Source organism: Pseudomonas sp. X4, from assembly GCF_040784925.1.
GTDB classification, from domain to species: Bacteria; Pseudomonadota; Gammaproteobacteria; order Pseudomonadales; family Pseudomonadaceae; genus Aquipseudomonas; species Aquipseudomonas putida_Z.
Map to the genome: position 1 here is coordinate 4,034,850 of NZ_CP160798.1, position 17,099 is coordinate 4,051,948.

At 63.2% G+C, this 17,099-nt stretch carries 19 protein-coding genes and 1 tRNA gene; 17 read left to right on the forward strand and 3 right to left on the reverse strand.

The window, feature by feature from the left end; translation table 11 throughout:
* The first annotated feature begins 38 nt into the window (after positions 1 to 38).
* The 17 genes from ABX298_RS18015 (at position 39) to ABX298_RS18095 (ending at position 14,365) form a co-directional block, all read left to right on the forward strand.
* Positions 39 to 566 (forward strand): YceD family protein, encoded by a 528-nt coding sequence (locus tag ABX298_RS18015; protein WP_012313431.1) that lies wholly within the window; start codon positions 39 to 41, stop codon positions 564 to 566.
* A gap of 13 nt (positions 567 to 579) precedes the next feature.
* Entirely contained in the window at positions 580 to 762 is a 183-nt protein-coding gene (gene rpmF, locus ABX298_RS18020) for a 50S ribosomal protein L32 (protein WP_003247154.1), read from the forward strand.
* A gap of 3 nt (positions 763 to 765) precedes the next feature.
* Entirely contained in the window at positions 766 to 1,776 is a 1,011-nt protein-coding gene (plsX, locus tag ABX298_RS18025) for a phosphate acyltransferase PlsX (protein ID WP_075044133.1), read from the forward strand.
* 252 nt (positions 1,777 to 2,028) lie between these two features.
* Positions 2,029 to 2,967 carry an ACP S-malonyltransferase gene (fabD, locus tag ABX298_RS18030; RefSeq protein WP_023661404.1) on the forward strand — a complete coding sequence of 313 codons (939 nt, stop codon included), beginning with the start codon at positions 2,029 to 2,031 and terminating at the stop codon, positions 2,965 to 2,967.
* A 15-nt stretch (positions 2,968 to 2,982) separates the two neighbouring features.
* Entirely contained in the window at positions 2,983 to 3,723 is a 741-nt protein-coding gene (fabG, locus tag ABX298_RS18035) for a 3-oxoacyl-ACP reductase FabG (RefSeq protein ID WP_003247160.1), read from the forward strand.
* A 202-nt stretch (positions 3,724 to 3,925) separates the two neighbouring features.
* On the forward strand, positions 3,926 to 4,162 hold the full coding sequence (gene acpP / locus ABX298_RS18040) for an acyl carrier protein (protein WP_016715141.1): 237 nt from the start codon (positions 3,926 to 3,928) through the stop codon (positions 4,160 to 4,162).
* A 188-nt stretch (positions 4,163 to 4,350) separates the two neighbouring features.
* Positions 4,351 to 5,595: a beta-ketoacyl-ACP synthase II gene (fabF, locus tag ABX298_RS18045; protein WP_015269411.1), complete on the forward strand. Its 1,245-nt coding sequence runs from the start codon at positions 4,351 to 4,353 to the stop codon at positions 5,593 to 5,595.
* Entirely contained in the window at positions 5,595 to 6,410 is an 816-nt protein-coding gene (gene pabC / locus ABX298_RS18050; RefSeq protein ID WP_367393423.1) for an aminodeoxychorismate lyase, read from the forward strand. Before fabF ends, pabC begins: the two co-directional genes overlap by 1 nt.
* 4 nt (positions 6,411 to 6,414) lie before the next feature.
* Positions 6,415 to 7,635, forward strand: a complete 1,221-nt coding sequence (gene mltG / locus ABX298_RS18055) for an endolytic transglycosylase MltG (RefSeq protein WP_367393424.1) — start codon at positions 6,415 to 6,417, stop codon at positions 7,633 to 7,635.
* Between the two features lie 9 nt (positions 7,636 to 7,644).
* Complete coding sequence (tmk, locus tag ABX298_RS18060; protein ID WP_367393425.1) at positions 7,645 to 8,277, forward strand: dTMP kinase; 633 nt, start codon at positions 7,645 to 7,647, stop codon at positions 8,275 to 8,277.
* Positions 8,270 to 9,256 (forward strand): DNA polymerase III subunit delta', encoded by a 987-nt coding sequence (locus tag ABX298_RS18065; protein WP_367393426.1) that lies wholly within the window; start codon positions 8,270 to 8,272, stop codon positions 9,254 to 9,256. Before tmk ends, ABX298_RS18065 begins: the two co-directional genes overlap by 8 nt.
* 30 nt (positions 9,257 to 9,286) lie before the next feature.
* Entirely contained in the window at positions 9,287 to 10,069 is a 783-nt protein-coding gene (locus ABX298_RS18070; RefSeq protein ID WP_046616993.1) for a TatD family hydrolase, read from the forward strand.
* 541 nt (positions 10,070 to 10,610) lie between these two features.
* Positions 10,611 to 11,246, forward strand: a complete 636-nt coding sequence (locus tag ABX298_RS18075) for a TetR/AcrR family transcriptional regulator (protein ID WP_003260720.1) — start codon at positions 10,611 to 10,613, stop codon at positions 11,244 to 11,246.
* Positions 11,247 to 11,530: 284 nt separating this feature from the next.
* Complete coding sequence (locus ABX298_RS18080) at positions 11,531 to 12,499, forward strand: GTP 3',8-cyclase MoaA (protein ID WP_238067437.1); 969 nt, start codon at positions 11,531 to 11,533, stop codon at positions 12,497 to 12,499.
* 66 nt (positions 12,500 to 12,565) lie between these two features.
* Positions 12,566 to 13,171 carry a DUF4823 domain-containing protein gene (locus tag ABX298_RS18085; RefSeq protein WP_013971585.1) on the forward strand — a complete coding sequence of 202 codons (606 nt, stop codon included), beginning with the start codon at positions 12,566 to 12,568 and terminating at the stop codon, positions 13,169 to 13,171.
* A gap of 10 nt (positions 13,172 to 13,181) precedes the next feature.
* A complete protein-coding gene (locus tag ABX298_RS18090) occupies positions 13,182 to 13,742 on the forward strand; it encodes a DUF1285 domain-containing protein (protein WP_023661447.1) in 561 nt (186 codons plus the stop codon).
* A 206-nt stretch (positions 13,743 to 13,948) separates the two neighbouring features.
* A complete protein-coding gene (locus tag ABX298_RS18095) occupies positions 13,949 to 14,365 on the forward strand; it encodes a cupin domain-containing protein (RefSeq protein WP_317409374.1) in 417 nt (138 codons plus the stop codon).
* Here the strand turns inward: ABX298_RS18095 and ABX298_RS18100 are convergent.
* From ABX298_RS18100 to ABX298_RS18110, 3 genes are all read right to left on the reverse strand, one after another.
* Positions 14,338 to 15,624 (reverse strand): nucleoside deaminase, encoded by a 1,287-nt coding sequence (locus ABX298_RS18100; protein ID WP_367393427.1) that lies wholly within the window; start codon positions 15,622 to 15,624, stop codon positions 14,338 to 14,340. The two genes, ABX298_RS18095 and ABX298_RS18100, sit on opposite strands and share 28 nt — an antisense overlap.
* Before the next feature lie 114 nt (positions 15,625 to 15,738).
* Positions 15,739 to 15,814, reverse strand: a tRNA-Asn gene (locus ABX298_RS18105).
* 62 nt (positions 15,815 to 15,876) lie between these two features.
* Complete coding sequence (locus ABX298_RS18110) at positions 15,877 to 17,073, reverse strand: amino acid aminotransferase (RefSeq protein WP_367393428.1); 1,197 nt, start codon at positions 17,071 to 17,073, stop codon at positions 15,877 to 15,879.
* Positions 17,074 to 17,099: the final 26 nt, after the last annotated feature.

A 17,099-nucleotide genomic window follows, 5' to 3' on the forward strand; every position in this document is an offset into this window, starting at 1 on the left:
TTGACAGGGGCGGGGGGCATCCCTAGAATGCTGCGCCTATGTTGAATGACCCGATTCCACCTCACGTTGACCCGCGCAAATTAGCCGATCGTGGCGTAACCCTTAACGGTTCGCTGCAACTCGCTGATTTGGAAAGACTCTGCGACCCGCTTTCCGACAATGTCGGTACGGTGCAGGCGAAGTTCGATTTTGAACGAGATGAACAGCACGTGGTGGTTATCCACAGCGAGCTCGACGTCGAGGTCAAGATGGTTTGCCAGCGTTGTCTTGAGCTGGTCACCCTGCCGATCCACAGCGAATGTACATACGCCGTGGTGAAGGAGGGTGCGAATACCCAGTCGTTGCCGAAAGGCTATGACGTGCTGGAACTGGGCGAAGATCCTTTGGATCTGCAGGCATTGATCGAGGAGGAGCTTCTGCTCGCCTTGCCAATCGTGCCTGCTCATCATCCGGAAGAATGCCAGCAGCCGGCGGGCGCAGACGAGCCCGAATCGAGCAAGGACGAGGTATCGCGGTCCAACCCGTTCAGTGTTTTGGCGCAGTTAAAGCGTGACCCAAACGTTTAGGAGTTAATCAATTATGGCTGTTCAGCAGAACAAAAAATCCCGCTCTGCCCGTGACATGCGCCGTTCGCACGACGCCCTGTCGGAAAACGCGCTGTCGGTAGAGAAAACCACTGGTGAAGTACACCTGCGTCACCACGTTTCGCCAGAAGGCGTATACCGTGGTCGCAAAGTGGTCGACAAGGGCGCTGACGAGTAATCCTTGTCCGCTCAGATCATCGCGATCGACGCAATGGGCGGGGACTTCGGTCCCCGCAGCATTGTCCAGGCTAGCATTGCCTGCCTTTCGGCTACCCCCTCGCTGCACCTGACCCTCGTCGGTCAACCCTCCCTCCTTGAAGATCTTGTCAGCGGCCTTGCGGCTGCGGATCGCGCGCGCCTGCAAATCGTGGCCGCCAGCGAGGTGGTCGGCATGGACGAGCGGCCATCCCAGGCGCTGCGCGGCAAGCCGGATTCGTCGATGCGCATCGCCCTCGAACTGGTGCGCGACGGCAAGGCTCAGGCCTGCGTCAGCGCCGGCAATACCGGGGCGCTGATGGCGCTCTCGCGTTTCGTGCTCAAGACACTGCCGGGTATCGACCGGCCGGCCATGGTGGCGGCGATCCCGACCCAGACCGGTTACTGCCAGTTGCTCGACCTTGGCGCCAACGTCGACTGCAGCGCCGAGAACCTCTACCAGTTCGCCGTGATGGGCTCGGTGGCCGCCCAGGCCCTGGGTGTGCAGCGGCCGCGCGTGGCACTGCTGAACATCGGTACCGAGGACATCAAGGGCAACCAGCAGGTCAAGCTGGCGGCCAGCCTGTTGCAGAACGCCCGCGGGCTCAACTACATAGGCTTCGTCGAAGGTGACGGGTTGTATCGCGGCGAAGCCGATGTGGTGGTGTGCGACGGGTTCGTCGGCAATATCCTGCTCAAGTCGAGCGAGGGGCTGGCGACGATGATCGGCGCGCGCATCGAGCAGTTGTTCAAGGGTGGCGTGTTGTCGCGGGCAGCCGGGGCCGTGGCCATGCCGCTGCTCAAGCGCCTGCAGGCCGACCTGGCACCGGCGCGGCACAATGGCGCGAGTTTCCTGGGGTTGCAGGGCATCGTCATCAAAAGCCATGGCTCGGCGGGGGTGCAGGGCTTCCAGAGTGCCATCCAGCGGGCGTTGATCGAGATCCAGGAAAACCTGCCGCAGCGCTTGCATGGGCGGCTCGAGGACCTGCTGTTGTAGCCTGTGCCGGCCCCTTCGCGGGTAAACCCGCTCCCACAGGATTGCCACAGGGCTGAAGATTGTGGGGTATCTGTGGGAGCGGGCAAGCCCGCGAAAGGGCCGGTACAGGTAAACAAAGACCTTAGGCATATCGCCGCTGAAGTGCTTAAATGTGACCGCTTGGTCTGGGTATCCATCCAAGCTTTCAGATTCCGCGCCTGGCCCAAAGCCCGGCGCACCCTATCCGACGACAAGATCATAAGGGCTTGTTCAATGTCTGCATCTCTCGCATTCGTCTTTCCCGGTCAAGGTTCCCAGTCGCTGGGCATGCTCGCCGAGCTCGGCGCCGAGAAGCCAGTGATCATCGAAACCTTCAAGGAAGCGTCCGAGGCACTCGGTTACGACCTGTGGAAGCTGGTCCAGGAAGGCCCGGAAGAGCAACTCAACCAGACCGACAAGACCCAGCCGGCCATCCTCACCGCGTCCATCGCGCTGTGGCGCCTGTGGCTGGAAGAGGGCGGTGCCAGGCCGGCCTTCGTCTCCGGTCACAGCCTGGGTGAATACAGCGCCTTGGTTGCCGCCGGCAGCCTGAGCCTGAAAGATGCCGTGCGCCTGGTCGAGCGCCGTGGCCAGCTGATGCAGGAAGCCGTGCCGGCCGGTCATGGCGCCATGGCCGCCATTCTCGGCCTGGATGACGCCGTGGTCGTGGAAATCTGCGCCGAAGCGGCCGAAGACCAGGTGGTCAGCGCGGTCAACTTCAACTCGCCAGGCCAGGTGGTCATCGCCGGCAACAAGGCCGCCGTCGATCGCGCCATCGAACTGTGCAAGGCCAAGGGTGCCAAGCGCGCCCTGCCGCTGGCGGTCAGCGTGCCGTCGCACTGCGCGCTGATGAAGCCGGCTGCCGAGCGCTTTGCCGAGTCGGTCAATGCCATCGAGTGGCACGCCCCGCAAATCCCCGTGGTGCAGAACGTCACCGCTGCCGTTGCCGCTGACCTCGATGCCCTCAAGCACGACCTGCTGGCGCAGCTGTACCAGCCAGTGCGCTGGGTCGAATGCGTGCAGACCCTGGCCGCCAACGGTGCGGTCAACCTGGTCGAGTGCGGCCCGGGCAAGGTCCTGGCTGGCCTGAACAAGCGTTGCGCCGATGGCGTGACCACCTACAACCTCAATACCCCTGACGCCGTCGCCGCCACCCGCGCGGCACTGGCCTGATTTGGAGAAGCTTGCATGAGCCTGCAAGGTAAAGTTGCACTGGTCACCGGCGCCAGCCGTGGCATTGGCCAGGCCATCGCCCTCGAGCTGGGCCGCCAGGGCGCGACCGTGATCGGCACCGCCACTTCGGCCTCCGGCGCCGAGCGCATTGCTGCCACCCTGAAAGAACACGGCATCACCGGTACCGGCATGGAACTGAACGTGACCAGCGCCGAATCGGTTGAAGCTGTGCTGGCCGCCATCGGCGAGCAGTTCGGCGCACCGGCCATCCTGGTCAACAACGCCGGTATCACCCGTGACAACCTCATGCTGCGCATGAAGGACGACGAGTGGTTCGACGTGATCGATACCAACCTGAACAGCCTCTACCGTCTGTCCAAGGGCGTGCTGCGTGGCATGACCAAGGCACGTTGGGGCCGTATCATCAGCATCGGCTCGGTCGTCGGTGCCATGGGCAACGCCGGCCAGGCCAACTACGCGGCCGCCAAGGCCGGCCTGGAAGGCTTCAGCCGCGCCCTGGCGCGTGAAGTGGGCTCGCGTGGCATCACCGTCAACTCGGTGACCCCGGGCTTCATCGACACCGACATGACCCGTGAGCTGCCAGAAGCGCAGCGCGAAGCCCTGCAGACCCAGATTCCGCTGGGCCGCCTGGGCCAGGCAGACGAAATCGCCAAGGTGGTTTCGTTCCTGGCATCCGACGGCGCAGCCTACGTAACCGGCGCCACCGTGCCGGTCAACGGCGGGATGTACATGTAACACTGCAACTCAATGTGACGGATTTCGTAAAAAAAGAGTCATACTGCGAGCCTAAAATCCGTTATAAAGCTGCAACCAGATTCCAGGCAGCGGGTGTGGTGACTGGTGTGAAGGTGCGTTTAGCTTGAAAAGCGAACGTCTTTCTATAAAATTAGCCACCGGCCAGCTGCCTGACATATATCCATTAGGAGTAAACCTAGGTATGAGCAACATCGAAGAACGCGTCAAGAAAATCGTCGCCGAGCAACTGGGCGTCAAGGAAGAGGAAGTGACTCTCGAGAAGTCCTTCGTCGATGACCTGGGTGCCGATTCGCTTGACACCGTTGAGCTGGTGATGGCTCTGGAAGAGGAATTCGAGACCGAAATCCCTGACGAAGAAGCCGAGAAGATCACTACCGTTCAAGCTGCTGTAGACTACGTCAAAGCCCACCAGGCCTAAGACGCTGTAGTCGACGCTTCTTGTCGGGAAAAACCGCACTGCCTTTGCCGGCGTGCGGTTTTTTCTTTGCGAGCACCCTGCGTTTTGCAGATCGGGCTCGTTCACCGGGTACCAAGAGCTTGTTGCCATTTCATTCCATTGCTTGAATGCAATGGCAAGAAACTCTGTCATTAGAAAAGGAGAGTACTGTGTCGCGTAGACGCGTCGTGGTCACCGGTATGGGTATGCTGTCGCCACTGGGTACTGATGTACCGAGCACCTGGCAGGGCATTCTGGCTGGCCGCAGTGGCATCGGTCCGATCGAACACACGGACCTGTCTGCCTACTCCACCCGTTTTGGCGGCTCGGTGAAAGGCTTCGAGGTCGAGCAATACCTGTCGGCCAAAGAGGCCCGCAAGCTCGACCTGTTCATCCAGTACGGCCTGGCGGCCGGGTTCCAGGCAGTGCGTAATGCCGGCCTGGAAGTCACCGACGCCAACCGCCAGCGTATTGGCGTGGCCATGGGCTCGGGTATCGGCGGCCTGACCAACATCGAAGAAACCAGCCGCACCCTGCACGATTCGGGGCCGCGTCGCATTTCGCCGTTCTTCGTGCCTGGCTCGATCATCAACATGATCTCCGGCTTCCTGTCAATCCACTTGGGGCTGCAAGGGCCGAACTACGCCATCGCCACCGCGTGCACCACTGGTACCCACTGCATCGGCATGGCCGCGCGCAACATCGCCTACGGTGAAGCCGACGTGATGATCGCCGGCGGCGCCGAAATGGCCGCCTGCGGCCTGGGCATGGGCGGCTTCGGTGCCTCCCGTGCACTGTCCACTCGCAACGACGAGCCGACCCGGGCCAGCCGCCCGTGGGACAAGGGCCGTGACGGCTTCGTGCTGTCCGACGGTGCCGGTGCCCTGGTGCTCGAAGAGCTGGAGCACGCCAAGGCCCGCGGCGCGACCATCTATGCCGAGCTGGTCGGCTTCGGCATGAGCGGTGACGCCTACCACATGACTTCGCCACCCGACACCGGCGAAGGCGCTGCCCGCTGCATGGCCAACGCCCTGCGTGATGCCGGCATCCAGCCGGAAGAGGTCAGCTACATCAACGCCCATGGCACCTCGACCCCTGCTGGCGACGTGGCCGAAGTGGCGGCGATCAAGCGCGTGTTCGGTGAGCATGCCTACAAGCTGGCGGTCAGCTCGACCAAGTCGATGACCGGCCACCTGCTGGGCGCCGCCGGTGCCGTGGAAGCGATCTTCAGTGTGCTGGCGATCAACAGCCAGATGGCTCCGCCCACCATCAACCTGGATGAGCCGGACGAAGGCTGCGACCTCGACTTCGTACCGCACCAGGCGCGCAGCATGCCGATCGATGTGGTGCTGTCCAACTCGTTCGGCTTTGGCGGCACCAACGGTTCGCTGGTATTCCGCCGGTTCGCCGGTTGATGCACAGCTGGATCGATGGCCAGCCGGCGGCTGCAGTCAACCTGCAGAACCGCGGCCTGGCCTACGGCGATGGGCTGTTCGAGACCATCGCCGTGCGCGGCGGCCGGCCCAGCCTGCTGGACGGCCACCTCGCACGCCTGGCGCTGGGCTGCCAGCGCCTGGCAATCAGTGCCGACCTTGCGCTGGTGCGCGACGAACTCCTGCGCTATGCCAGCCAGCTCGGTGATGGCGTAGCCAAACTCATCCTTACTCGTGGTGACAGCCAGCGCGGTTACGCACCGGTTGCCGGTGCCGCGCCGCGCCGTATTCTGCAGGGCAGCCCGTTGCCCAGCTATCCTGTCGAACATGCCGAGCACGGCGTGCGCCTGTTCCCGTGCCAGACCCGGCTTGGGGAACAACCGCTGCTGGCCGGCCTCAAACACCTCAACCGCCTGGAGCAGGTGCTGGCCCGTGCCGAATGGCAGGACAGCGAACATGCCGAAGGCCTGATGCGTGATGGGCAGGGCAGGGTGATCGAAGGGGTGTACAGCAATCTGTTCCTGGTGCGCGATGGCGTGCTGTTCACGGCCGACCTCAGCCGCTGTGGCGTCGCTGGCGTGATGCGGGCCGCGTTGCTGGAACAAGCAGCGCTGCTGGGCATCCCGGTGCAGGTCTGCGACCTGCCGTTCGACGCGCTGGAGCAGGCAGATGAAGTATTTGTCTGCAACAGCGTCTACGGTGTCTGGCCCGTGCGTGGCGTTGCCGCGCTAAACTGGTCGCCGGGCCCGCTCACCCGTAAACTGCAGGCCGTTGCCCGTACGTTACTGGAAACCTGAATTCGTGAGACGTAAATTCCTGCTGCTGCTGGAAATGGGCTTGATCCTCGCCGGCCTTGCCGTGGGCTGGTCGGCCTGGAAGGTCAACTCGGTCCTGGAGCAGCCCCTGCACGTGACGCAGGAGCGCCTGCTCGACGTGCCCAATGGCACCACCCCCAATCGCATGTTCTATCGCATGCAGAACGAAGGGTTGCTCGACGACGCCGTCTGGTTGCGTCTGTACTGGCGCTTCAACATGGCCGGCACCCCGCTGCACACCGGCGAGTACCGCCTGACCCCCGGCATGACCGTGGAGCAGTTGTTCGATGCCTGGCGTCGGGCCGACGTGGTGCAGTACAACCTGACCCTGGTCGAAGGCTGGACCTTCCGCCAGGTGCGCTCGGCCGTGGCCAAGCATGAAAAGATCAAGCACACGCTGGATGGGCTGTCCGATTCGGAAGTGATGGACAAGCTCGGCCATACCGGTGTGTTCCCCGAGGGGCGCTTCTTCCCGGACACCTACCGCTTCGTGCGCGGCATGAGCGACGTCGAGTTGCTGCAGCAGGCCTACATGCGCCTGGACGAAGTGCTGGCCAAGGAATGGGCCGAGCGCACCACCGACCTGCCATACCGTGACCCGTACCAGGCGCTGATCATGGCCTCGCTGGTAGAGAAGGAGACCGGCATTCCCCAGGAGCGCGGGCAGATCGCCGGCGTTTTCGTGCGGCGCCTGCGCCTGGGCATGATGCTGCAGACCGACCCTACGGTGATCTACGGCATGGGTGAGCGCTACAACGGCAAGATCACCCGCGCCGACCTGCGCGAGCCGACGCCTTACAACACCTACACCATAACCGGCTTGCCGCCGACCCCGATCGCCATGGTCGGTCGCGAAGCGATTCACGCGGCGCTCAACCCGTCCGATGGCACCAGCCTGTACTTCGTCGCCCGTGGCGATGGCAGCCACGTGTTTTCCGACGACCTCGACGACCACAACTCGGCGGTGCGCGAGTTCCAGCTCAAGCGCCGTGCGGACTACCGCTCCAGCCCCGCGCCGCAATCGCAGCCAGAGCCGCAGCCGCAGCCACAACCCCAACCACAACCAAGTACCGACGAGGCCGAACAGCCCGAGGCGCCTGCCGACGAGTCTACCGCGCAGCCAGCGCCCGACCAGCCGCCTGTGCAGGACGCCCCTGCCGGCGGCGCGCAAGCGGCCGAACGGCCGATGCCTGACGAACAACATTAAGGACTGCCTGTGAGCGGCTTGTTTATTACTTTGGAAGGCCCCGAAGGCGCGGGCAAGAGCACCAACCGCGACTACCTGGCTGCGCGCCTGCGCGAGCAGGGCCTGGACGTGGTGCTGACCCGTGAACCCGGCGGCACGCCGCTGGCCGAAAAGGTGCGCGAGCTGCTGCTGGCGCCCAGCGATGAAAGCATGGCAGCCGACACCGAACTGTTGCTGGTGTTCGCTGCGCGTGCCCAGCACCTGGCTCAGGTGATCCGGCCGGCGCTGGCCCGCGGGGCGGTTGTGTTGTGTGACAGGTTTACCGATGCCACTTACGCCTACCAGGGCGGCGGGCGCGGTTTGTCGGTCGAGCGGATCGCCACCCTGGAGCAGTTCGTCCAGGGCGACCTGCGCCCGGACCTGACCCTGGTCTTTGACCTGCCGGTCGAAGTGGGCCTGGCCCGCGCCGCCGCCCGTGGCCGCCTGGACCGTTTCGAGCAGGAAGGCCAGGCGTTCTTCGAAGCGGTGCGTCAGGCCTACCTGCAGCGCGCCAACCGCGAACCACAGCGCTATAGCCTGCTCGATGCCGCCCAGCCTCTGGAGGCCGTGCAGCGCGCCATTGATTCACTGCTGCCAGGCATCCTGGAGCGTTGCCGTGGCTGAGGCCTATCCCTGGCAGCAGGCCCTCTGGCAGCAACTGGCCGGCCGCAGCCAGCACGCTCACGCCTACCTGCTGCATGGGCCGCAGGGCATCGGCAAGCGGGCCCTGGCCGAGCGCCTGATGGCCCGCCTGCTGTGCCAGCAGCCCCAGGGCCTGGAGGCCTGTGGCGCGTGCAAGTCCTGCCTGCTGCTCAAGGCCGGTAGCCACCCGGACAACTTCGTCCTCGAGCCCGAAGAAGCCGACAAGCCGATCAAGGTCGACCAGGTGCGCGAGTTGGTGGCCTTCGTGGTGCAGACCGCGCAGTTGGGTGGGCGCAAGGTGGTACTGATCGAGCCGGTGGAAGCGATGAACGTCAACGCCTCCAACGCCCTGCTCAAGAGCCTCGAAGAACCCTCCGGCGATACCGTGTTGCTGCTGGTCACCCACCAGCCCAGCCGCCTGTTGCCGACCATCAAGAGCCGGTGCCAGCAGGTCGCCTGCCCGCAGCCCAGCCTGGCCCAGAGCCAGGCCTGGCTGGCCGGCGCGCTGCCTGACAGTGACGAGGCCGAGCGCGACGAGTTGCTGACCCTGGCTGCCGGTTCGCCGCTGATGGCGGTCAGCCTGCAGGCGCAAGGCGTGCGCGAGCAGCGCGCGCTGGTCACCGACGGGGTGAAGAAGCTGCTCAAGCAGCAGCAATCGCCCAGCCAGCTGGCCGATGCCTGGAACGGTGTACCGCTGTTGCTGCTGTTCGACTGGTTCTGCGATTGGGCGCACCTGATCCTGCGCTACCAATTGACCCAGGACGAGGAGGGGCTAGGCTTGGCCGATATGCGCAAGGTGGTGCATTACCTGGCGCAGAAGAGCCGCCAGGCCAAGGTGCTGGAGGTGCAGGCATGGATCCTGGAACAGCGCCAGAAGGTGCTGGGCAAGGCCAACCTCAACCGCGCCCTGCTGCTTGAATCGCTGCTGGCCCACTGGCTGCAGTTGCCGGGCGCCCGCTGATTTTCATTTTTTCATGTGTGCCGTTATCCCATGCTCGTAGATTCCCATTGCCATCTCGACCGTCTTGACCTGAGCGCCCACCAGGGCTCCCTCGATGCTGCCTTGCAGGCGGCGCGTGAGCGCGGGGTCGGGCATTTCCTGTGTATTGGCGTCAGTGCCGAGAATGCTGGTGCGGTGAAGGCGCTGAGCGAGCGCTACGCCGATGTCGATTGCTCGGTGGGCGTGCACCCGCTGGACCTGGCGCCGGGCGAAACGCCGGCGCTGGAATGGCTGCTGCGCGAACTGGCTCACCCACATGTGGTGGCGATTGGTGAAACCGGGCTGGATTACCACTACGAGCCGGAAGCAGCCGAGTTGCAGCAAGCCTCGTTCCGCCTGCACCTGGAGGCCTCGCGGCAGACCGGCAAGCCGGTGATCGTGCATACCCGTGCGGCGCGTGCCGATACCCTGGCGCTGCTGCGCGAGGCCAACCTGCCGCAGGCTGGCGTGCTGCACTGCTTCACCGAAGACTGGGACATGGCCAAGGCGGCGCTGGACCTGGGGTATTACATTTCGTTGTCTGGCATTGTTACCTTCCGCAATGCCGATGCCCTGCGTGAAGTGGCGCGGCAGGTGCCGGTCGATCGTTTGCTGGTGGAGACGGATTCGCCGTACCTGGCGCCGATCCCGCATCGGGGCAAGCCGAATTTGCCGCAGTACGTGCGTGAGGTGGCGGAGTACGTGGCTTCGTTGCGCGGGGCCAGTTATGAGCAGTTGGCAGAACAGACCACTGCCAACTTCAAGCGCTTGTTCCCGTTGGCGCGGGTGGCCTGATTTGTAGGGCTTTGAGGTTGTGTCAGGGCCACCACGTGCCTGTCACCTAGGGTGCAGGATTAACTGGCCCGAAACAGATGTGGGAGCTGGCTTGCCGGCGATGCGCCGCGCGGGCGGCGCTCGATCTCATAGGCGCTGAAAATGTTATGTCGGGCACCTGGCAGCCCTCATGCAACCTCTCCGAATACCCCTCGGCACCGGCGCTGCCCCTTGAGCCACCCAAAAAAAACCCGGGTTCTGGGGGGGGAATCCGGGTTAAGACCATTAGGAGTAAAACAAAGGTACGCGGTCCCTGAGCACCTTTATCGGCGCGCCACTTGGGGGGGATGCGCCGCGCCAACACTTCAAGTATTGGTCAGCTTTGGCGCAGTGCCAGTGCATATTGATCGTTTTTTAAACAGATTTGGAATACGACAACGTTTCATTCCTCCCGCAGCGCATGGCCGTAAGCATCGTGAAACACAGACATGCTAGGATGATCCGTGCAATTTCCCGCAAGTTAGGCATAATAAACCGCTTCGATTGTCATCCAGTCCTTCCTATGCAGAAAGAACCTCGTAAGGTCCGTGAGTTTCGCCGTCGCGAACAGGAAATCCTCGACACCGCGCTCAAACTGTTTCTCGAACAGGGTGAAGACAGCGTCACCGTCGAGATGATCGCTGACGCCGTGGGCATCGGCAAAGGCACGATCTACAAGCACTTCAAGTCCAAGGCGGAGATCTATCTGCGCCTGATGCTCGACTACGAGCGCGACCTGAACGCGCTGTTGCATTCGGCCGACGTCGATCGCGACAAGGAAGCCCTGTCGCGAGCCTACTTCGAGTTCCGCATGCGCGATCCGCAGCGTTACCGGCTGTTCGACCGCCTGGAAGAAAAGGTGGTCAAGGGCAACCAGGTACCGGAAATGGTCGAACAGCTGCACAGCATCCGTGCTTCCAACTTCGACCGCCTGACCCAGCTGATCAAGGGCCGTATCAGCGAAGGCAAGCTCGAAGACGTGCCGCCGTATTTCCATTATTGCGCCGCCTGGGCGCTGGTGCACGGCGCCGTGGCGCTGTACCACTCGCCGTTCTGGAGCAATGTGCTGGAGGACCAGGAAGGCTTCTTCCAGTTCCTGATGGACATTGGCGTGCGCATGGGCAACAAGCGCAAGCGCGATCCCGAACCTTCCAACTGAGATAGTGCAGGCTTTCCCTGAAGCCTGCCAGTCAGCGTTATTGGGGCCGCTTTGCGGCCATCGCAGGCAAGCCAGCTCCCACATGTACAGCGCAGATCTCGAGTGTTGCGCGATCCTGTGGGAGCTGGCTTGCCTGCGATGGGCTGCGCAGCAGCCCCATGACTGACATGCCTGCTTCCACAACAGCACGTCGACACCGACAGCGGCAAAAAGGATAGGGCTTGCAAAAACCTGATTTATGAGTCAGGTTTTGCCAGCCCCCATCATCCATGCCGGAGTCATTCATGATCGTCGATCGTCAAGGCAGGCGTTTTCGCAACCTGCGCGTCAGCCTGACGGCTGCCTGTAATTATGCCTGCACCTACTGCGTGCCAGACGGCAAGCGCCTGGTCGCAGCACAGGACGAACTGCCGGCGGATGCCCTGGCCCGTGGCGTGGCCTACCTGATCGAAGCCGCCGGCATCGAACGCTTGCGCATCACCGGCGGTGAGCCATTGGTCAGTCCGCGTCTGGATGCCTTTCTGGCCGCCGTGGCCAAGCTCGATCTTGACGATATCTCGCTGACTACCAATGGCCAGCTGCTGACGCGCAAGTTGCCCCAGTTGCAGGCGGCAGGTATCCGCCGATTGAACGTTTCCCTAGACACCCTCGACCCACATGCCTTCCGCCGTATCGCCCGGGGCGGCGACCTGGCCAGCGTGCTGGCGGGTATGCAGCAGGCCAGCGCCATGGGCATGCAGATCAAGGTGAACATGGTGCCGATGCGCGGGCACAACCTCGATCAGGTGCTGCCGCTGCTGGATTACTGCCTTGAGCGTGGCTTCGAACTGCGCTTCATCGAACTCATGCGCATGGGCCACCTGGCCCGTGACCACAACGCCTTCCTGCAGCAGTTCGTCGGCCTCGACCAACTACTCGCACTGATCGCTGGCAAGCATGCCTACCTTCAGGTCGACGCGCCGCTGGATGCCACCGCCTTGCGTTATCAGGTACCCGGCAAAGGCCACTTCGGCGTGATCGCCAACGAAAGCGTACCGTTCTGCCGCACCTGTTCGCGGCTGCGCCTGTCCTCCACGGGCTGGCTGCACGGCTGCCTGTCGTCCGGCAATCGCCATTTCGTCGGCGATCTGCTGGAAAAACCGCGGCATCAGGCGCTGCCGGCCCTGCAGCGTTTGCTGGTCAAGGCCTTGGCAGACAAGCAGGACCTGGCGTTTTCCGGCGATGTGATGGTGATGAAGGTGATCGGTGGCTGAAGCTGGCGCAAAAGCTGCATCCGCCGGCTATTCGCCGGTTTTTCGTCGCCGGCCACTGGAGGAAAGATGCGTAGCCTGGTTTTGCTGCTGGCGCTGATGGCGCTGGGCGGTTGCATGAATGTCAGCGATATGGGCGAGGGCGTCCGTTACCACATGAGCGATGCCGGTCTGCTGGACCACAGTGATACCCGGCGCACCCTGTCGATCCGCCTGCAGCCCGATTCGTTCATCTTCATCGGCCAGGGCGCGTTCGTGCCCCCGGGCAAGGGGCCGGTGCCGCGGCAGAACGCGGTGGCCGAGCAGGCCTACAAGAGCTTCGTCGAGTATTTCCCGCTGGTGCGCCGCGCCCAAGGGCCACTGGGCCTTGAAGAGGCCATCGCCCAGGCGCGTTCGGTGGGTGCCGACTACGTGCTGTACACCCGCTTCGCGCGCACCGACGACCGTATCGGCAATGGCGACGAGTGGTATGACGAACAAGCGGTCGACCGCCTGGGCTGGGACACCGGCGTGGTGCAGATGATGCTCATCGAAACCAGCACCCGCTACCTGATCGACACTGCGCGTATCAAGAGCCGTGGCGGTTTGTTGACGTTCCACGATAAAACCCCGGAGGATTTGCTTGGCGCGCCGATGCGCGAGTACGCTCGTAGCCTTCTGGGTGTGAGTGAATGAGGCAAGCGTGATGAGCGATTCCGGCAAGGCCAATGATCTTCTGGCGCAGATTCCCAAGGCCAAGGGCCTGCCGCCGGTGCATCTGTGGAACCCGGATTTCTGCGGTGACATCGACATGCGCATCGCCCGTGATGGCACCTGGTACTACCTGGGTACGCCGATCGGTCGCAAGCCAATGGTGCGGCTGTTTTCCACCATCATTCGCCGCGATGGCGATGACTACTTCCTGATTACCCCGGTAGAGAAGGTGGGCATCCGCGTCGACGATGCGCCGTTCGTGGCCGTGGCGCTGGACGTGGAAGGTGAGGGTGAGCAGCAGGTGCTGCGCTTCACCAGCAATGTCGAGGACCAGGTCGAAGCCGGGCCGGCCAACCCGCTGCGCGTGGTGATCGACCCGGTCACGCAGGAGCCATCGCCGTATGTGCTGATGCGCAGCAACCTCGAGGCGCTGATTCATCGCAATGTGTTCTACCAGTTGGTAGAGCTGGCAGTGCCGCGTGAGATCGACGGGGAAGAGTGGCTTGGGGTCTGGAGCCACGGTGAATTTTATCCGATCGGGCGTAGCAGCTGAGATCTCTGTTGCCTGCACCGGCCTTTTCGCGGGCTCGCCCGCTCCCACAGGGTTTTCTACAGGCTTCAAGGGTGTGGGAGCGGGCAAGCCCGCGAAGAGGCCGGCACAGGCAATAATCGGCCTCTTGGTTTTTCCCCGAATTGGTCATTTGTCTCTCTGCCCCACAGGCCTAACCTGCAGGCAATTGCCATCCAGGAGAAGCCCCCATGAAACCCTTCAGTATCATCCTTTTCGGCCTGTTCGCCGCTCAAACCCCTGCCTGGGCGCACGGCGACGCTGCCGACCAGGTCAAGGTCCTGCAGCAGCAACAGCCCTCGAACGCCCCCGGCAAGAGCGCCGTGATGCTCACCGTCAGCTACGCCCCCGGCCAGGCATCACCCGCGCATCAGCACCCGGGCGCAGTGATGGCCTACGTGCTGGAAGGGGCTGTGGTATCGAAGCTCGATAACGAGCCGGAGAAAACCTACGAGGCCGGTGAATACTGGTACGAAGCCCCGGGTACCGTGCACAGCGTGTCACGCAACGCCAGTCAGAAGCAGTCAGCCAAGTTGCTGGTCTGGAGCCTGGTGGATGAAGGCAGTGCGGTCACATTGCCCTATCCGGCAGCAGGCTCGGAGCGCTGAGCCTGCCCCAGCCGGGTTGTCACTTCCTGCATCAGGTTCGGGTCCAGTACCTGGCAAGGCGCGACCTGCGCGTTGCTGGTGTAGAACGGCGGCAGATTTTTCGCCAGTCGAGCAACATCCTTGGCAGTGCAGCCTGTTGGCAGCAATACAAATTGCAGGCTGGAGGGGAAGGACGGCGCGGTGTGCCGTTCCACGGTGGAGCCATAGGCGCCAAGGGTCATGACCGCCTCGCTGCCGGCCGGGTCCGGAAAACGGAGCAGGACGAATGTGCAGTAACGGGGGTGGGTGAGATGCTGGTGTGCTTCGTCGCGGACCTGTGGGTCGTCATGGTTCATCAGGTTCCAGCGTAACGCGGCGTAACTGCGAGTGGTCTCCATGAACGCAGTGCGAATGGGGGAGCGCGTTTCGTCACCGCCCAGGCAGGCCAGCAGATTGCCGAATGGGTCCAGCAAGGCTACGGCGTTGCACGTATCTGCCGCGAGCGCTGTGTCGACCAATGGCTCGGCCAGTTCGATGCCGGGCAGGCGAGGGTCTGCACTTTTGATGCGCAGGCTCCATGGGCTCAAGCCCGCCAGGGCCTGGCGTACCAAGCTCCGGCTGGGTAGGGTGATCGGGTCTTTCAGGGCAGATGGCGGCAGGCCGGCGTTGCTGCTTTCGTCGTGCACATGGTTCACGCTGGCTTCGAACAACGAACGGGTAAGGCACATCGTTGCGGCATCGATGTGTTCGCCAGCGTAGATCGGCCCATGCGTCGGCCCGACATAGTCGCGATCAAAAGGGCTGCCGACAGCATAGTAGCCCCACGTGGCTTGCGCGCGCAGACGAAGTGCGGTCGGCAGGCCGGGGAATTCGAAGCGGCCGTCATGATTGATGCCGGCAAAGGTGTCGAGCGCACTTACCGCAACATTGAAGCCGGCAGTCAGCAAGGCGCCTGCGCACATGGCGCAGGGGTCGAGCGTGGTGATGACGGTCAGTTCATGCGCGGGCGGTAGGGCAAGGCGCTGCTGGTTGTCGAAATACCAGTCGACCAGCCGGCGCTCACCATGCCCCGTTGGGTCGTGAAGCCTGAATGCGGGTTGCGCCTGGCTGGCAGAGGGCTCCAGCACGCGGTTGTGCAGGGCGACCAGTACCTTGCCAGTGGCATTTTCGATGATGCAGCCACCCACGGCGAACGTTGCTTGTCGGCTAGCCAGGAGGGCCTGGTTGGCGGCGATTGCTACCGCTTGCTGAGCGTTCTGGGTGAAATCGTTGGCTTTCATGCTTGCCTGTGCTCGTCGAGGGATCTCGGACGATACAGCAGCCGTGCGCTGGCATGAGGGGATAAGTGCAACAAAAAACCTCCAGTGCTTGCGCATCTGGAGGTTTTCAATGTTTGGCTCCGCGACCTGGACTCGAACCAGGGACCCAATGATTAACAGTCATTTGCTCTACCGACTGAGCTATCGCGGAATCTGTGCGTATCTTACTGATTGCCTAGGGGAAGTCAAGCCACCCCTAGGCAAAACAATGAGTTACAGCACCTGCACGATAGCTTTGGTCACCACGTGGATGTTGCTCTGGTTCAGCGCGGCCACGGCGATGCGGCCGGTGTCCAGCGCATAGATGCCGAACTCGTTCTTCAGGCGGGCGACCTGTTCGACGGTCAGGCCCGAGTACGAGAACATGCCAACCTGGCGGCCAACGAAGCTGAAGTCGCGGTTGGCGCCATATTCGGCCAGCAGCGCAACCATCTGCTTGCGCATGCCGTGGATGCGCTCGCGCATTTCGGCCAGCTCGGTTTCCCACATCTGGCGCAGTTCGGCGCTGTTCAGCACGGTGGCAACGATGGTTGCACCGTGGGTCGGCGGGTTGGAGTAGGTGGTGCGGATCACGCGCTTGACCTGCGACAGCACGCGGGTGCTCTCGTCCTTGGAAGCGGTGACGATCGACAGCGCACCGACGCGCTCGCCGTACAGCGAGAACGACTTGGAGAACGAGCTGGACACGAAGAACTCCAGGCCCGACTCGGCGAACAGGCGCACGGCGAAGGCGTCTTCGGCGATGCCGTCACCGAAGCCCTGGTAGGCCATGTCGAGGAACGGCACGTGGCCCTTGGCCTTGACCACTTCCAGGACGTTTTTCCAGTCGTCCAGGCCCAGGTCGACGCCAGTCGGGTTGTGGCAGCAGGCGTGCAGCACCACGATCGAGCCGGACGGCAGGTTGTTCAGGTCTTCGAGCATGCCGGCGCGGTTGACGTCGTTGGTCGGCGCGTCGTAGTAGCGGTAGTTCTGCACCGGGAAGCCGGCCGATTCGAACAGCGCGCGGTGGTTTTCCCAGCTCGGGTCGCTGATGGCAACCACGGCGTCAGGCGACACACGCTTGAGGAAGTCGGCACCAATCTTCAGCGCGCCGGTACCGCCAACGGCTTGCACGGTAACCACGCGGCCGGCGGCCAGCAGTGGCGACTCGGCGCCGAACAGCAGCTTTTGTACAGCCTGGTCGTAGGTGGCGATGCCGTCGATCGGCAGGTAGCCGCGCGAGGCGTGCTGGGCGGCACGCTGGGTCTCGGCTTCGATCACGGCGCGCAGCAGCGGAATGCGGCCTTCCTCATTGCAGTACACGCCCACGCCCAGGTTGACCTTGTCGGTACGTGGGTCGGCATTGAATGCTTCGTTGAGGCCCAGAATAGGGTCGCGGGGTGCCAGCTCGACAGCGGAAAACAGGCTCATTGTTACCTTGGCTCTGATTGGAGTGT

Coding starts and splice junctions, on each gene's coding strand:
- ABX298_RS18110 (WP_367393428.1), bottom strand. CDS start 17,073: ATGAGCCTGTTTTCCGCTGTCGAGCTGGCACCCCGCGACCCTATTCTG.
- ABX298_RS18075 (WP_003260720.1), top strand. CDS start 10,611: ATGCAGAAAGAACCTCGTAAGGTCCGTGAGTTTCGCCGTCGCGAACAG.
- ABX298_RS18100 (WP_367393427.1), bottom strand. CDS start 15,624: ATGAAAGCCAACGATTTCACCCAGAACGCTCAGCAAGCGGTAGCAATC.
- ABX298_RS18095 (WP_317409374.1), top strand. CDS start 13,949: ATGAAACCCTTCAGTATCATCCTTTTCGGCCTGTTCGCCGCTCAAACC.
- ABX298_RS18090 (WP_023661447.1), top strand. CDS start 13,182: ATGAGCGATTCCGGCAAGGCCAATGATCTTCTGGCGCAGATTCCCAAG.
- pabC (WP_367393423.1), top strand. CDS start 5,595: ATGCACAGCTGGATCGATGGCCAGCCGGCGGCTGCAGTCAACCTGCAG.
- acpP (WP_016715141.1), top strand. CDS start 3,926: ATGAGCAACATCGAAGAACGCGTCAAGAAAATCGTCGCCGAGCAACTG.
- ABX298_RS18015 (WP_012313431.1), top strand. CDS start 39: ATGTTGAATGACCCGATTCCACCTCACGTTGACCCGCGCAAATTAGCC.
- ABX298_RS18080 (WP_238067437.1), top strand. CDS start 11,531: ATGATCGTCGATCGTCAAGGCAGGCGTTTTCGCAACCTGCGCGTCAGC.
- ABX298_RS18070 (WP_046616993.1), top strand. CDS start 9,287: ATGCTCGTAGATTCCCATTGCCATCTCGACCGTCTTGACCTGAGCGCC.
- fabD (WP_023661404.1), top strand. CDS start 2,029: ATGTCTGCATCTCTCGCATTCGTCTTTCCCGGTCAAGGTTCCCAGTCG.
- ABX298_RS18085 (WP_013971585.1), top strand. CDS start 12,566: ATGCGTAGCCTGGTTTTGCTGCTGGCGCTGATGGCGCTGGGCGGTTGC.
- fabG (WP_003247160.1), top strand. CDS start 2,983: ATGAGCCTGCAAGGTAAAGTTGCACTGGTCACCGGCGCCAGCCGTGGC.
- rpmF (WP_003247154.1), top strand. CDS start 580: ATGGCTGTTCAGCAGAACAAAAAATCCCGCTCTGCCCGTGACATGCGC.